The following is a 15,006-nucleotide window of genomic DNA, read 5'->3' as shown; positions in this document are numbered from 1 at the left end:
CCGCGTATGCGCGATCCCGCTCACGAAAACGCCCGCGGCCCACCGGAACGGATTCCGGTGGGCCGCGGCACGCGTCGTTCAGCAGAACTCACGGAACTCACAAGGCACTCAGGACTCAGTGGAAGAAGTGCCGCGTCCCCGTGAAGTACATGGTGACGCCCGCCTTCCGCGCCGCCTCGACCACCAGCTCGTCGCGCATCGAACCGCCGGGCTGTACAACCGCCTTGACGCCGGCCGCCGTGAGGATCTCCAGCCCGTCCGGGAACGGGAAGAACGCGTCCGAGGCCGCGTACGCACCGCGCGCCCGCTCCTCCCCGGCCCGCTCGACCGCCAGTTTCGCCGAGTCGACGCGGTTGACCTGGCCCATGCCGACGCCGACCGAGGCGCCGTCCTTGGCGAGCAGGATGGCGTTGGACTTGACCGCGCGGCACGCCTTCCAGGCGAAGGCGAGGTCCGCGAGCTCGGACTCGGACAGCGCCTCGCCCGTCGCCAGGGTCCAGTTGGCCGGGTCGTCGCCGTCTGCCTGGAGACGGTCCGTCACCTGGAGGAGCGCGCCGCCGTCGATGGGCTTGACCTCGGCGGGGTGCGAGGGCGCGGCCGGGGCCTTCAGGACGCGGATGTTCTTCTTCTTGGCGAGGGCTTCGAGGGCGCCGTCCTCGTAGTCGGGCGCGACGATGACCTCGGTGAAGATCTCGGCGACCTGCTCGGCCAACTCCTTGGAAACCGGCCGGTTGACGGCGATGACCCCGCCGAACGCCGACAGCGGGTCACACGCGTGCGCCTTGCGGTGCGCCTCGGCGACGTCCGAACCGACCGCGATGCCACAGGGGTTGGCGTGCTTGATGATCGCGACGCAGGGCTCGTCGTGGTCGTACGCGGCACGGCGGGCGGCATCCGTGTCCGTGTAGTTGTTGTACGACATCTCCTTGCCGTGCAGCTGCTCGGCCTCGGCGAGACCGGTGCCCGTGCCGTCGACGTAGAGCGCGGCGGGCTGGTGCGGGTTCTCGCCGTAGCGGAGGGTGCTCTTGCGCTCCAGGGCGGCGGCGATGAACTCGGGGAAGGGTGAGTCGTCTGCGGGCGCGTAGGCGTTCGCGAACCAGCTGGAGACCGCGATGTCGTACTCGGCGGTGTGCCGGAAGGCCTCGGCGGCCAGCCGCTTGCGGGCGGTGAGGTCGAAGCCGCCGTCCTTGACCGCGGCCAGGACGTCGGCGTACCGCGCCGGGCTGGTGACCACGGCCACCGACGGGTGGTTCTTCGCCGCCGCGCGGACCATCGACGGGCCGCCGATGTCGATCTGCTCCACGCACTCGTCGGGCGAGGCACCGGAGGCGACCGTCTCGCGGAACGGGTAGAGGTTGACCACGACCAGGTCGAAGGGCTCGACGCCCAGTTCTGCGAGCTGGTTGCGGTGGTCCTCCAGGCGCAGGTCGGCGAGGATGCCCGCGTGCACCTTGGGGTGCAGGGTCTTGACCCGGCCGTCCAGGCACTCGGGGAAGCCGGTGAGCTCCTCGACCTTGGTGACGGGGACTCCGGCGGCGGCGATCCGGCCCGCCGTCGATCCGGTGGAGACGAGTTCCACGCCGGCCTCGTGCAGACCAAGGGCCAGCTCTTCCAGACCGGTCTTGTCGTAGACGCTGACGAGCGCCCGGCGAAGGGCCCGCTTGTTGCTCTCGGCGGTGACAGTGATGTCGGCGGTCACTGGATAACTACCTTTCGTCCCTCAATGCGATAGCCGTTGCGGGCGAGCCGCCCCACGACATCGACGAGCAGCCTTCGCTCGACTTCCTTGATGCGCTCGTGCAGAGCGCTCTCGTCGTCCTCGTCCCGGATCTCCACCACGCCCTGAGCGATGATCGGTCCGGTGTCGACGCCGTCGTCGACGAAGTGGACGGTGCAGCCGGTGACCCTGGCGCCGTACGCGAGCGCGTCGCGAACGCCGTGGGCTCCCGGAAAACTGGGCAGCAGGGCGGGATGCGTGTTGACGAACCGCCCACCGAAGTGGGCCAGGAACTCCTTGCCCACGATCTTCATGAACCCGGCGGAGACGACCAGATCGGGTTCGTACGAGGCCACCGCCTCGGCGAGCGCCGCGTCCCACTCCGCCCGGGTGCCGTGGTCCTTCACCCGGCACACGAAGGTCGGCAACCCGGCACGCTCCGCGCGCGCGAGCCCCTCGATGCCGTCGCGGTCGGCCCCGACGGCGACGATCTCGGCCCCGTAGGCCTCGGTGCCGGTGGCCGCGACGGTGTCGAGGAGCGCCTGCAGATTCGTACCGGATCCGGAGACCAGTACGACCAGGCGCTTGACCGCGGTGACCGCGTTGTCCACGTTGCCCATGGACTTGGCAGCCTGGGACTCGGCCACGGCGGGGCCCTTTCTCGGGGGAGCGTTTGTACGGTCGTACGAATGCTTCGCGCCCCGGGATACGGGGAAGTCTACGAAGCGGCCGACCGGCAGCAACGATACCGGCACTCCGGACAGCCCCCACGGGACGGGGGCGTGGCCGGAAGGTAGCGTCTGGGAGGAGCCGGTTCGGGAACGCGGTCGTCATGCGGTGCGTTCACAGGGTGGCGGCTCATGCCGAAGCAGCCTCAGCCGAAGCACTCTCAATCAACAGCCGTGAACCAGCGGCCGTGAACCAACGGCCGTGAACAACCGTGATCACCAAGGGGAAGACGCTCACTTGATGTCCGACCGCAGCCTGCGACTCCTCACGCTCACTCCGCAGTCGGTGCTGCTGCGGGAGCGCCCCGCGTCGCCGCCCGACGCGCCCTCGGGCAAGAAGACCGGCGACTCCGGCGCGAACGGCGACCGGCAGGGAAGCGCGGCCCAGGACGACAACCCGTTCGCCCCGCCGCCCGAGGGCACACCGGACAAGCCGTGGCAGCCCCGGCGTCCGGCGGGCGACGACGCCTCCGGCGACTCCGGTCACTCCCCGTGGGGCAGCCAGTGGAGCGATCGGCAGCCCGGCCGCTCCCCGGGCGGATTCGGCGACCGCTCCGGCCGGCCCGGCGGGCAGGGCGGCCCCGAGGGCAAGGGCGACGGATCGGGCACCGACCCGCGCTGGGACCCGACGGACCCGGCCCAGCGCCACGCACGGTACGCACTGCTGTGCGGCATGTGGGCCTTCTTCTTCGTCCTCTTCGGCTGGCCCTACGTGTCACTGCTGCTCGGCGCGCTCGCTCTGAACTGGGGCATCAGCGCCCTGCGCGCCAAGCCCCGCACCCCGAACCCGGACGTCCCGGCGCCCTCACCGGGGACGAGCACCGTGAACCGGCAGCAGCGGACGGCCGCGATCAGCGGTCTGGTCACGGCCTCCCTCGCCCTCGCCATGGTCGCCGGGACGATCGCCCTCCAGTTCGTGTACCGCGACTACTACACGTGCGCGAACGACGCCCTCACGACCACCTCCCAGAAGGCCTGCGACGACCTGCTCCCGAAGCCGCTCCGGAAGGTGTTCGGCACGAACAGCTAGCCTCGGCTGCGCCTACGACTGCGACTCTTCCGATGCCGTTTCCGGTTCCACGTCCGGTTCCGGTTCCGTCTCCCGCGACGGCGTCGAAGACGCCTCCTTCAGCGCCGCCCAGCGGGCCTCTCGGGACGCGGTGTCGCCGTACCAGGGCGAGGGTGACGGTGACCCGGACCCTGACGGCGGGTCGGCGGGGAGGAAGTCGTAGACGGCCTCCAGCCCGTAGGGGTCGCTCGCCTCGTACGCGTCGTACGCGTCGTCTGTCACGCTCCCGTGCGGCTTCCTCACCCCGGCGGGTGCCGCCGCGGGCCTCAGCTTCAACGTTCCGGTGTCCGCGCCCGAGCCCTTCGGCCGCTTTCGCAGCCGCCAGGCCCGCATCCCCAGGGCCGTCGGAACGGCGACGGCCGCCGTCCACGCCAGCGTCGCCGCGCCCGTCTGCCACCACACCGGCCCGACATGGGCGAGGGCGCGGCTTCCGAGCGGCCCGCCCGCCAGGGCGGCCAGCGCCGCGAGCGCGCCCGCGCACAGGGCGGCGGCAAGACCCGCGTTCGCGGCGGTACGCCTGCCCGACCAGGGCGTTCTCCGCTCGCCCGGGCCTGCCGCCGCCCGCGCCGTGAACCAGGCCAGCGTCAGCCCGGCCGCCACCGGCACCGCGACGACAGCCCAGACCAGCGGAGTGCCCGGCCCGGCGTCAGGCACCGCCGACAGCAGCGGGAACGGTGGCAGCAGCGGCGCCGGGTCGGAGGCCGGCGGCCCCGTGACGTGGTCCGCGCCGAGGGTGAAACCCGGGCCGAGGGCGTAGGCCGCGCCCCACAACGCCGCGTTGGGGATCAGGGCCAGACACAGCAGCAGTACGGCGATCCGGCCCGACCACGCCTCCGTCAGCTGGAGGAAGGAAGTCCGGGCGGCCCCGCCGTGCCCCACCAACGACACCGCGACGAGCAGCGCCCCGCCCCCCACGAGCACGGCGGTACCGGCCCCCGCGGCCCGGCCGGCGGCCAGGAAGCGGCCGCGGGCATCCGGGTCCAGGACCGGCCGGCGTACCGGCCTGGGCAGCAGACACAGCACCCGTGGCGAGACGGGCCCGTGCGGGCGGCCGTACGCCGTCCACACCCCGGCGCCCGCCGCCGCCATGGTGAGCAGCGGCACGCAGACGGCCGTAGACGCCCAGTCGGGACGCAGGCCGCCCCCGGACGCGTACAGCGCGACACATCCGCCGACGGCCAGATAGCCGGCGACGACACCGAGCCAGACGGTACGGGCGGGAAGGGGAGGCGCGTCCTGGGCCGCCCCCTCCTCCTCCGGGCCCTCCGTCGCGTCGCGGGCGGCGCGGTGCAGCAGCCAGACCGGGAGCGCGAGCAGGAGGAGCGGGGTGAGGCCGACGGGGGCGGGGGCGCCGGACAGACCGTCCACCCGGACGAGTTCGGCTCCATGGGCGAGCAGCCAGAGCGCGGCGGCGATGTGCAGGGCGCCGTCGGGGCCGCTGTCCGGGTACGGCGAGCTGATCCACAGCACCATGACGAGTACGGCGAACGAACCGAGCCCGAGCCCGGCCGCGACCGCGCCGCCCAGCAGGCCGACGCCCAGTCCGGGGGAACGGTCACGCAGTCGGTCGCGGATCCGGTCACGGGCCCGGTCACGGATCCTGGTACGCAGGAGGGGGAAGGGAAGCCGGCGGTCGGTCGTCTGGGTCACGAACGCCATGCTCCCAACGACACGCGCTTTCCCGGCGTAACAGGCGAACTTACGACGTGTCACTCAATATACGTTTTATGTACCTTCACGCGCGAAGGGGCACCCGGTGACGCAGAGCCCCGCCATCCCGCTGCCCCCGCCCGCCGAACGCCGACGCCTGCGCGAGTCCCAGTCGCTGACGCAGGCCCAGGTCGCCAAACGGGTGGGCGTCAGTCGCGAGACGGTACGCGCGTGGGAGACCGGCCGCACGACACCGCGCGGGCGCAGGGCCCAGACATACGCGAGCCTGCTGGCAGCGGCACCGACACCCACCGCCACGACCACCTCAACCATCTCGAGCATCTCGGCCACCTCAAGCACGGTCACCGCTGCCGCCGCTGCCGCCGCCGTCGGAAAGGCGACGGTCGGCACGCCTGCCGCCGCCCCTTTGACTCCCGCTCAGGCCTTCGACGCGCTCTACGCGTTCTGCGCCCCCGCCCTCGTACGGCAGACCTATCTCCTCACCGGGCGACGGGAGTTGGCGCGCGAGTCCGTCGAACGGGCGTTCCAGCTGGCCTGGCATCGCTGGCCGGAGGTGGCCGTGGATCCGGACCCGGCGGGGTGGGTGCGCGCTGCGGCGTACGAGTGCGCTCTCTCCCCCTGGCACCGCTTCCGCGCCCGGCACCGCCACCCGGAGGCCCCGCCCGCGGACGCGTCGGACCGCGCGCTGCTGTCCGTCCTCCTGAAACTCCCCCCGCCGTACCGGCGCACCCTGCTCCTCCACGACGGTGTGGGCCTCGGCCTGGCCGAGACGGCGGCGGAGACGGAGGCGAGCACCCGGGCGGCGGCGAACCGGCTCCTGCACGCCCGCGAGACGGTGGCGACCCGCCTGCCGGACCTCCAGGACCCGGGCCGTCTCTCGTCCCGTCTGGCGGGCCTGGCCACCCACGCCCGGCTGCGCGCCGCCCGCCCCTCGACCGTCCGCGCGGGCAGCGAACGCCGTGCCCGGAACTGGACGCAGGCGGCGATCGCCTTCACCGTCGCCCTGATCGGCGCCACCGCGTTCACCCTGCACACGGCCCCGACGCGCTACGAGCCACCGGTGGCCCCGGGAGCGACCGTGCTGGGGGTGCCACCACAGGCGGCCCCGGGGGCGCTGTCCCGGACGGAACTGAAGCTGCGTAAGAAGCTGCTGCAGAGCACGACACCGACCGGTCCTGAGAGAGTCCTGCCGGAGCCCAGGTGAGGTGACGGGCCCCGCCGCCCGGCCGCGGGTGCCGGCAGTCCCACGGCACCCGTACCAACGCCAGTGGGCCCGCCCCCGACAAGGGGAACGGGCCCACCAGGGTTCAGCCGACCGACTCAGCCGGCGAGGATCTCGCGCGCCAGCTTCGCCGTCTCGGTCGGCGTCTTGCCGACCTTCACACCGGCGGCCTCAAGGGCTTCCTTCTTCGCGGCGGCCGTGCCGGAGGAGCCGGAGACGATGGCGCCGGCGTGGCCCATCGTCTTGCCCTCGGGCGCGGTGAAGCCCGCGACGTAACCGACGACCGGCTTCGTCACGTTCTTCGCGATGAAGTCCGCGGCACGCTCCTCCGCGTCACCACCGATCTCACCGATCATCACGATCAGCTCGGTGTCGGGGTCCGCCTCGAACGCGGCCAGCGCGTCGATGTGCGTCGTACCGATGACCGGGTCGCCACCGATGCCGACGGCCGACGAGAAGCCGATGTCACGCAGCTCGTACATCATCTGGTACGTCAGCGTGCCCGACTTCGAGACCAGACCGATCCGGCCCGGCTTCGTGATGTCGCCCGGGATGATGCCGGCGTTCGACTGACCCGGCGTGATGAGACCGGGGCAGTTCGGGCCGATGATCCGGGTCTTGTTGCCCTGCGCCACGGCGTACGCGTAGAACGCGGCCGAGTCGTGGACGGCGATGCCCTCGGTGATGACGACCGCGAGGGGGATCTCCGCGTCGATCGCCTCGACCACGGCGGCCTTGGCGAAGGCCGGCGGTACGAAGAGGACCGACACGTTCGCGCCCGTCTTCTCGATCGCCTCGGCGACCGTGCCGAAGACCGGGATCTCGGTGCCGTCGATGTCGACGGAGGTGCCCGCCTTGCGCGGGTTCACGCCGCCGACGATGTTGGAGCCGTCCGCCAGCATGAGCTTGGTGTGCTTCATGCCCGTGGCACCGGTCATGCCCTGGACGATGATCTTGCTGTCCTTGTTCAGGAAGATAGCCATGGCTGTTCTGTCCCTCTTCCCTTACTTCGCAGCCGCGAGCTCGGCGGCCTTGTCGGCCGCGCCGTCCATGGTGTCCACACGCTGGACCAGCGGGTGGTTGGCGTCGGAGAGGATCTTGCGACCCAGCTCGGCGTTGTTGCCGTCGAGGCGGACGACGAGGGGCTTGGTGACTTCCTCGCCCTTGTCCGCGAGCAGCTGCAGCGCCTGCACGATGCCGTTGGCGACCTCGTCGCAGGCGGTGATGCCGCCGAAGACGTTGACGAAGACGGACTTGACGTCCGGGTCGCCGAGGATGATCTCCAGGCCGTTCGCCATGACGGCGGCGGAGGCGCCACCGCCGATGTCGAGGAAGTTGGCGGGCTTGACCCCACCGTGGTTCTCACCGGCGTACGCGACGACGTCGAGGGTGCTCATGACGAGACCCGCGCCGTTGCCGATGATGCCGACCTCGCCGTCGAGCTTGACGTAGTTGAGGTTCTTGGCCTTCGCGGCGGCCTCGAGCGGGTTGGCCGCGTCCTTGTCCTCGAGCGCCTCGTGCTCCGGCTGGCGGAACTCGGCGTTCTCGTCCAGGGACACCTTGCCGTCGAGGGCGATGACCTTGCCGGAGGCGACCTTGGCGAGGGGGTTGACCTCGACGAGGAGGGCGTCCTCCTTGATGAAGGTGTCCCACAGGGTCACGAGGATCTCGGCGACCTGCTCGGCGACCTCGGCCGGGAACTTGGCCTGCGCGACGATCTCGCGGGCCTTCTCGATGCTCACGCCCTCGTTGGCGTCGACCGGGACCTTCGCGAGGGCCTCGGGGTTCTCCTCCGCGACGACCTCGATCTCCACGCCGCCCTGGACGGACGCCATGGCGAGGAAGGTGCGGTTGGTGCGGTCGAGGAGGTACGAGACGTAGTACTCCTCGACGATCTCGGGCGCGGTCTCGGCGATCATCACCTTGTGGACCGTGTGGCCCTTGATGTCCATGCCGAGGATGTCCGTCGCGCGGGCGACGGCCTCGTCCGGGGTGGCCGCGAGCTTCACGCCGCCGGCCTTTCCACGCCCACCGACCTTCACCTGCGCCTTGATGACGGACTTGCCGCCAAGACGCTCAGTTGCCGCGCGGGCCGCCTCAGGCGTGTCGATGACTTCACCGGCCAGCACCGGTACACCGTGCTTGGCGAAGAGGTCCCTCGCCTGGTACTCGAACAGGTCCACGCGCGTCCGTCCCTATCAGTGATCTCGCCGCTCAGCGGTCTGCTGTCTGCGTGGGCGTGCCGCGAAGGGCAACGTGACGTCCGCTGTCACAAGGGTGGCGCACACGGTGACCGAGCGCGCGGCATGTCCGTCCCGCAGGTTATCGCCGCACGCCGCAGGTCCCTAAATCAGGAATCACACCTGAGCGGTGATACCTGTCACAGAGTGCCACTCTCGGCCTGCGACGGGCCCGCGCTCAGCCCTCGCGACGGGCGTAAAGACGCGTTAGGGACGCATAGGGGGCAAAGGTGAGGCCTCACCGGGCCGGGGTGAGCCCGGTGAGGCCTCTGGAAGGTCCGTCAACGGCGTCGACGGACCTCCGGCAAGCGGTCCCCTCCCCTGGGGAGCCGCTCGCCGCCCTCCGTCGGGCACGCCCTGACCGGACCGATGGCATTCGGCCGTACGGGGGCTTTCCCGGCGGAGTCCGCATGATCCGCACACCAGGAGGCGTACGGGGACCGGGACGCGAGTGTCGGAGCGGGGAGTATCTCGGACGCCGAGGAGTACGGACGCGGAGGGGTGCGACCCCCGAGGGGTACGGACGCGGGAGGGGTACACACGGAGGGGATGCGCGGAGACCGGGCACCCGGCTGCGCTGGCACTCCGTGCAGTTGTCGCGCGCCCTCACGGCCGGACGAATTCGCGCACGGCGACGGAACGAGAAGGCTCCCGTCAGGCGGGGAGAACCGGGAGGTCCCGGCACTTGTCCCTGGCCTCGGCACCAGCCGTGCGCGGGGCGGTCCCCGGCTCGGGGCACACCGGCACCGAATGAGCAGCCTGGGATAAGGGGGAGGTGGGTGGAGATGCGGGAGGTGCGATCACGGCCCCTGGGATCGACGGCATGCCCTCCGCCGCGTGCGCCCGCTCCCCGCAGAGGAACCCGAAGGCGAACAGCCCGCCCACCAGCACCGCCACTCGCAGCGCGCGCCGCCCCGCCACCGCGCGTGTCACACGCAGTACGGCAACGGGCAGGGCGGCTGGCCGGTTCACGAGGGAAAACTCTCCCGGGCGGCGATACGACGACGAACGTCATGGATCAGCGAGGAGCAGGACGAGGCGGCGCCGATTTTTGCACGGCCCTCCCGAGGTCGCGCAAGTCGGCCGTTACCGATGCGCCCTCATGTCCTCTTTGCCGACCTAAGCCGCCCTCATGACACTCACGTCACCCCGTTGAGGCGGTTGACGCGGTTGACCGGGTTGACTGGATTGACTCGGTTCACGCGGTGTCGGGTATCGGCAGTGGGCGCTTCTCGATCGCCGCGGCCATGATGTCCGGGAACAGATCGGGCGTGCAGGCGAACGCCGGTGCGCCCAGCGCCCCGAGTGCCGCCGCGTGCTCCCTGTCGTACGCCGGCGCCCCTTCGTCCGACAGCGCGAGCAGCGTCACGAACTGCACCCCGGACGCCTTCATCGCGGCGACCCGCTTCAGCATCTCGTCGCGTATGCCTCCCTCGTAGAGGTCGCTGATCAGTACGACGACGGTCTCGGCGGGCCGGGTGATCTGCGACTGGCAGTAGGCGAGCGCCCTGTTGATGTCCGTACCGCCACCGAGCTGCGTACCGAACAGCACATCCACCGGGTCGTCGAGCTGGTCGGTGAGGTCGACGACCGCCGTGTCGAAGACGACGAGCCGGGTGTCGATCGACCGCATGGACGCCAGCACCGCCCCGAACACCGACGCGTACACCACCGACGCCGCCATCGAACCGGACTGGTCGATGCAGAGGACGACCTCCTTCTTCACCGACTGGGAGGCACGGCCGTAGCCGATGAGCCGCTCCGGCACGATCGTGCGGTACTCGGGGAGGTAGTGCTTGAGGTTGGCCGCGATCGTGCGGTTCCAGTCGATGTCGTGATGGCGCGGCCTGCTGATCCGGGCACTGCGGTCCAGCGCGCCGGTGAGGGTGGCCCGGGTCCGCGTGGCGAGCCGCTTCTCAAGGTCCTCGACGACCTTGCGTACGACGGCTCTTGCCGTCTCCTTCGTCGTCTCCGGCATCGCCTTGTTGAGGGAGAGGAGTGTGCCGACGAGGTGGACGTCCGCCTCGACCGCCTCCAGCATCTCGGGCTCCAGCAGAAGGGCGGAGAGTCCGAGCCTGTCGATGGCGTCCCGCTGCATGACCTGGACGACGGACGACGGGAAGTACGTCCGGATGTCGCCGAGCCACCGCGCGACCGACGGCGCGGATGCCCCGAGCCCCGCCGAACGGTCCCGCCCCGCCTTGTCCTTGCCCCCGTCCCCCCTCCCGTAGAGCGCGGTGAGCGCCCCGTCGATCGCCGCGTCCTGTTTGGAGAGCGCACAGCCGACACCGTCCGCCGAGTCACCTCCCAGTACGAGGCGCCACCGCCGCAACCGCTCCTGTGCCGGATCCGCAGGATCTGCCGGATCTGCCGACTTCGTCGCCGTCGTCGCCGTCGTCATGTCCCCACCCCCACCAGGTTGTTGTCGTCGACTCCCCCGGCACCCGCGTCCGACGGCCCCAGCAGGAGCCGCAGCACCGGCAACACGGCGTCCGCTCGCCGGGCGTCCAGATCGGGTGCGAAGCCCGGCATACCGGCGGCGCCGGTCACCGCGCTCCCCCGCTTTCCCGGACCGCGCCGGACCAGTTCCCCCAGCGTTCTGCGCACGCCGGGCTCGTACGCCGAGAACGTGCGCCTCAGCAGGGGCAGCACATCGGTGAACGCCTCCGCCGGCACCCGGGTCAGCCAGTCGTCGACCAGCCCGAGCAGCCCCTCGTCGTGCACGAGCAGCATCCCGCCCCCGGAGCCGCCTCCGACGAACCCCTCGATCCACGCTGCCGCGTCCCCCGGCGGCGTCCCCGGTGACAGCACGAGCCCCATGAGCACGGCCGCCTCGTCCTGCGCCAACTCCCCGCCGTCCTGCAGCAGTCGTACGGCCCGCCCCCGCACGACTCCGGCCACGCTGTCCCGCGCCGACAGCACCCGGAGCACGGAGTGCCAGCGGCGCCGCAGCTCACTGCGGCGTCCCGGCGCGACGGCAGCCGCGACGCCTCTCGCCTCCGCACCCGAGGGGCCGCTCGCGGGAGTACCCGAGGCGGGAGTGCCGGGAGTACCCGAGAAGGGGGCCGGGCGCGCGGTCTCGCCGAGCAGCCCCACCGCCCCGTGCACCGCGTCCACATGGCGCCGCATCTCCTCGGCTGCCTCCGTGTCGAGGGCGGCGCAGGCCGGGGGCAGGCCCACGAAGACGCGCTCGGCAAGGCCCGCCGCGACCTCGGTCAGCGCCCGGGTGTCCGTGCCGCGTACGTCGCCGTAGCGCAGGGACCGGACCAGCGCCGGCAGGGCCTGGGCCAGGTGGCCCACGTCAGCGTCCAGGGCCGCGCGGTCGGCGAGGACGCGCATCACCACGGGGAGCGCGTCCGACAGTTCGGCGAGCAGACAGCGCTCGGCGAGGGCGGTCACGTCGGCCAGCGAACCCGCTCCCACGGCGTCGGCCTCCGCCCTGGCGGTCGCCGCCGAGAGGACGGTCGTCCCCCACACACCGGCCTCGGCGATCCGCACCGCCAACTCCGGCTCCCACCGCAGCCGCCATGTCTCCCGGAAGGTACCCGTGCTGCCGCGCGACGCCGCCGGCTCTCCCCACCCGACCCCGAGCAGTCGCAGTCGGTGCAGCAGCCGACTGCGCGCCGCGTCGGTGTCCTTGCGCAGATCGAGCTCCAACTCCCGCTCCAGCGCCTCCGGTTTGAGCCGCAACCGGCGCTGGAGCCGCGTCAGGTCACGCTGCAACGGGACGGCGGGCGCCGACTCGGGAACCTCCCCGAGCACATCCCCGACAACGAGCCGGTCGTGCACCAGGGCCAGCGGAACATCCGAGCCCTCGCACATCACCGCCCGCACGGCGTCGGTCGTCTCGGTCAGCCCGGGCAGTGGGCGGCCCCTCATCGCGCCCAGCGTCTCCGCCAGCCGCACCGCCTCGATGACATGCGCCGAGGAGACCATTCTGTCCTCGTCGCGCAGCAGCCCGGCCACCTTGGTCATCCACCGCTCGACCGGCCGGTCCCGCGCACCGAACAGATGCCCGTACCAGCCGGGCGAGTCGATGCCCGCCCCGTACCCGCTCGCCCGCGCGAGCCTGCGATGCGTCCACGGCACCCAAGTCACGTCCACCCTGACCTTGGGCAGCCCCTTCAGCAGCGCCCGGTCGGCGCCGACGCCGACCCTCTGCCGCAGTGCGGGCACATGCCACGCGCCGCACACCACGGCCACCGCGGAGTCGCCGAACTCCCGCTGTGCCGCCCGCACTTGGAGGCGCATGTACGCCTCCCGCACCGGATCCCGGTCGTGGCCCCCGGTGCCGTACACCTCCCGTAGCGCACCCATGGCCTCTTCGAGCACCTCGAAGGGAGCGAACGCGTCCCCCTCCCCCGTCCCCCGGTGCTCGACGACGTCCTCCCACCAGCGCTCGGGATCGTCGTAACCGCCGGTCCGCGCGAGCACGGCGAGCGGATCGACCCGCACCTCGGCTTCCGTGACGATGTCCGGGGCACTATCCGGGTCGGCGTCCGGGGCGGTCTCCCGGGCGGTACCCGCATCCGCTGCCGGCACCCGGCCCGCGTCTGCCCCCTCCTGGCCCTCGCCTTCGCTCCCACCCCCACCCCCGCCCTCGCCCCCGCCCTCCTTTTCCCACGCCAGCGTGTGAGTGGCGGGGAGGTCGATGAAACGGGCGGGAACCCCGTGTTCCAGGGCCCAGCGGATCGCCACCCACTCCGGGGAGAACTCGGCCAGCGGCCAGAACGCCGAGCGGCCGGGTTCGTCCACGGCGTGGGCCAGCAGGGCGACCGGCGGTCGCATGTCCTCGTCGGCGGCAAGCGGGATCAGGGCGTCGGCCTCGGGCGGCCCCTCGATCAGTACGACCGCCGGCCGCGCCGCCGCCAACGCGGCCCGTACCGCCCGCGCCGACCCGGGCCCGTGATGACGTACGCCGAGCAGCAACGGCCCGGCGCCCCCCTCGACCTCGGTCACGCCACTCGCCTCCCGCGCCAGGTCGAGTCACCGTCGTCGACCGCCGTACTCACGCCACCCACCCGCATGGACACCGAACCGCCTTCCATCGACAACCCGTACACACGCCCCCGCACATCCACACCCACACCCACACCCCTGCGCCTGCGCCTGCGCCGGCTCACGCGCTCACCTCACGGCACGCGCGGTAGAAGTCCTTCCAGCCGTCGCGTTCGCGGACCACCGCCTCCAGGTACTCCTGCCAGACCACCCGGTCGGCCGCCGGATCGCGGACCACGGCGCCGAGGATGCCCGCGGCGACGTCGGAGGACCGCAGGACTCCGTCGCCGAAGTGGGCCGCCAGGGCCAGGCCGTTGGTGACGACCGAGATCGCCTCGGCTGTGGACAGGGTGCCGCTGGGCGACTTCAGCTTCGTCCGGCCGTCCGACGTGATGCCGTCGCGCAGTTCACGGAAGACGGTCACGACGCGACGGATCTCGTCGACTCCGTCCGGCACGGCCGGCAGGTCGAGCGAGCGGCCGATCTGGTCGACCCGGCGCGAGACGATGTCGACCTCGGCGTCCGCGCTCTCCGGCAGCGGCAGCACCACCGTGTTGAAGCGGCGGCGCAGGGCGCTGGACAGTTCGTTGACCCCTCGGTCGCGGTCGTTGGCCGTCGCGATCAGGTTGAACCCGCGGACCGCCTGCACCTCCTGTCCCAACTCCGGTATCGGCAGGTTCTTTTCCGACAGGATCGTGATCAACGTGTCCTGTACGTCGGCCGGGATGCGGGTCAGCTCCTCGACGCGGGCCGTCATCCCCTCCGCCATCGCCCGCATGACGGGGCTGGGCACGAGGGCCTCGCGGCTCGGGCCGTGCGCGAGCAGCCGGGCGTAGTTCCAGCCGTACCGGATCGCCTCCTCCGGTGTGCCGGCCGTGCCCTGGACCAGTAGCGTCGAGTCGCCACTGACCGCTGCCGCCAGGTGCTCGGACACCCAGGTCTTCGCCGTGCCGGGCACGCCGAGCAGCAGCAGGGCACGGTCGGTCGCGAGGGTGGTGACGGCGACCTCGACGATGCGGCGCGGGCCCACGTACTTCGGGGTGATCACCGTGCCGTCGGGCAGCGTGCCGCCCTGCAGGTACATGGCGACGGCCCACGGCGACAGTTTCCAGCGGGCCGGGCGCGGGCGGTCGTCCTGCGCGGCCAGCGCCGCGAGTTCGGCGGCGAAGGCGTCCTCGGCGTGCGGGCGCAGTTCCTCCGTGCCGTTCGCGTGAGCGGACTGCTCGTGACGCGGGTCGACGGATGTCGGTTCAGCGGAAACAGGCATGGCTCGGTCCCCCTCCAGCTCGGCCGGTCTTGGCCCGTTCGGATCTGGTGACCACACTGCACCACACCACTGACAATGCGTTCTGACCTGCGGA

At 71.9% G+C, this 15,006-nt stretch carries 10 protein-coding genes; 2 read left to right on the top strand and 8 right to left on the bottom strand.

Annotated elements, in window-relative coordinates; all coding sequences use genetic code 11:
* Positions 1 to 115: 115 nt before the first annotated feature.
* Complete coding sequence (purH, locus tag PV734_RS41905) at positions 116 to 1,687, bottom strand: bifunctional phosphoribosylaminoimidazolecarboxamide formyltransferase/IMP cyclohydrolase (RefSeq protein ID WP_415924360.1); 1,572 nt, start codon at positions 1,685 to 1,687, stop codon at positions 116 to 118.
* Positions 1,688 to 1,695: 8 nt separating this feature from the next.
* Positions 1,696 to 2,337, bottom strand: a complete 642-nt coding sequence (gene purN, locus PV734_RS41900) for a phosphoribosylglycinamide formyltransferase (RefSeq protein ID WP_319092612.1) — start codon at positions 2,335 to 2,337, stop codon at positions 1,696 to 1,698.
* 349 nt (positions 2,338 to 2,686) lie between these two features.
* Between purN and PV734_RS41895 the strand changes: the two genes are divergently transcribed.
* The gene (locus PV734_RS41895) at positions 2,687 to 3,475 is read left to right on the top strand and encodes a hypothetical protein (RefSeq protein ID WP_319294649.1); all 789 of its coding nucleotides are present in this window, start codon (positions 2,687 to 2,689) and stop codon (positions 3,473 to 3,475) included.
* 12 nt (positions 3,476 to 3,487) lie between these two features.
* Here the strand turns inward: PV734_RS41895 and PV734_RS41890 are convergent, their stop codons facing one another.
* Positions 3,488 to 5,173, bottom strand: a complete 1,686-nt coding sequence (locus PV734_RS41890; protein ID WP_319294647.1) for a DUF6350 family protein — start codon at positions 5,171 to 5,173, stop codon at positions 3,488 to 3,490.
* Between the two features lie 97 nt (positions 5,174 to 5,270).
* Here PV734_RS41890 and PV734_RS41885 point away from each other — a divergent pair, with 97 nt between their 5' ends.
* Positions 5,271 to 6,389 (top strand): helix-turn-helix domain-containing protein, encoded by a 1,119-nt coding sequence (locus PV734_RS41885; protein ID WP_319294645.1) that lies wholly within the window; start codon positions 5,271 to 5,273, stop codon positions 6,387 to 6,389.
* A 116-nt stretch (positions 6,390 to 6,505) separates the two neighbouring features.
* Here PV734_RS41885 and sucD read toward each other — a convergent pair whose 3' ends face one another.
* The 5 genes from sucD to PV734_RS41860 form a co-directional block, all read right to left on the bottom strand.
* Positions 6,506 to 7,390, bottom strand: a complete 885-nt coding sequence (sucD, locus tag PV734_RS41880; RefSeq protein ID WP_319092466.1) for a succinate--CoA ligase subunit alpha — start codon at positions 7,388 to 7,390, stop codon at positions 6,506 to 6,508.
* A 21-nt stretch (positions 7,391 to 7,411) separates the two neighbouring features.
* Positions 7,412 to 8,590 (bottom strand): ADP-forming succinate--CoA ligase subunit beta, encoded by a 1,179-nt coding sequence (gene sucC, locus PV734_RS41875; protein ID WP_319092467.1) that lies wholly within the window; start codon positions 8,588 to 8,590, stop codon positions 7,412 to 7,414.
* Positions 8,591 to 9,845: 1,255 nt separating this feature from the next.
* Positions 9,846 to 11,048: a VWA domain-containing protein gene (locus PV734_RS41870; protein ID WP_319092468.1), complete on the bottom strand. Its 1,203-nt coding sequence runs from the start codon at positions 11,046 to 11,048 to the stop codon at positions 9,846 to 9,848.
* Positions 11,045 to 13,606, bottom strand: a complete 2,562-nt coding sequence (locus tag PV734_RS41865; protein WP_319294643.1) for a DUF5682 family protein — start codon at positions 13,604 to 13,606, stop codon at positions 11,045 to 11,047. Before PV734_RS41865 ends, PV734_RS41870 begins: the two co-directional genes overlap by 4 nt.
* Positions 13,607 to 13,766: 160 nt before the next feature.
* Entirely contained in the window at positions 13,767 to 14,912 is a 1,146-nt protein-coding gene (locus PV734_RS41860) for an AAA family ATPase (RefSeq protein WP_319092470.1), read from the bottom strand.
* Between the last annotated feature and the right edge of the window lie 94 nt (positions 14,913 to 15,006).

The organism is Streptomyces sp. AK08-02 (assembly GCF_033795085.1).
In the GTDB taxonomy this organism is placed as follows: domain Bacteria; phylum Actinomycetota; class Actinomycetes; order Streptomycetales; family Streptomycetaceae; genus Streptomyces; species Streptomyces echiniscabiei.
Note: the sequence above shows the minus strand (reverse complement) of the source record. Positions and strands in the feature narration are given on the sequence as shown.

Excerpts from the sequence above, each read along its gene's own strand:
- PV734_RS41870 (WP_319092468.1), bottom strand. The coding sequence starts at position 11,048 with ATGACGACGGCGACGACGGCGACGAAGTCGGCAGATCCGGCAGATCCT.
- sucD (WP_319092466.1), bottom strand. The coding sequence starts at position 7,390 with ATGGCTATCTTCCTGAACAAGGACAGCAAGATCATCGTCCAGGGCATG.
- PV734_RS41890 (WP_319294647.1), bottom strand. The coding sequence starts at position 5,173 with ATGGCGTTCGTGACCCAGACGACCGACCGCCGGCTTCCCTTCCCCCTC.
- PV734_RS41860 (WP_319092470.1), bottom strand. The coding sequence starts at position 14,912 with ATGCCTGTTTCCGCTGAACCGACATCCGTCGACCCGCGTCACGAGCAG.
- PV734_RS41895 (WP_319294649.1), top strand. The coding sequence starts at position 2,687 with ATGTCCGACCGCAGCCTGCGACTCCTCACGCTCACTCCGCAGTCGGTG.
- purN (WP_319092612.1), bottom strand. The coding sequence starts at position 2,337 with ATGGGCAACGTGGACAACGCGGTCACCGCGGTCAAGCGCCTGGTCGTA.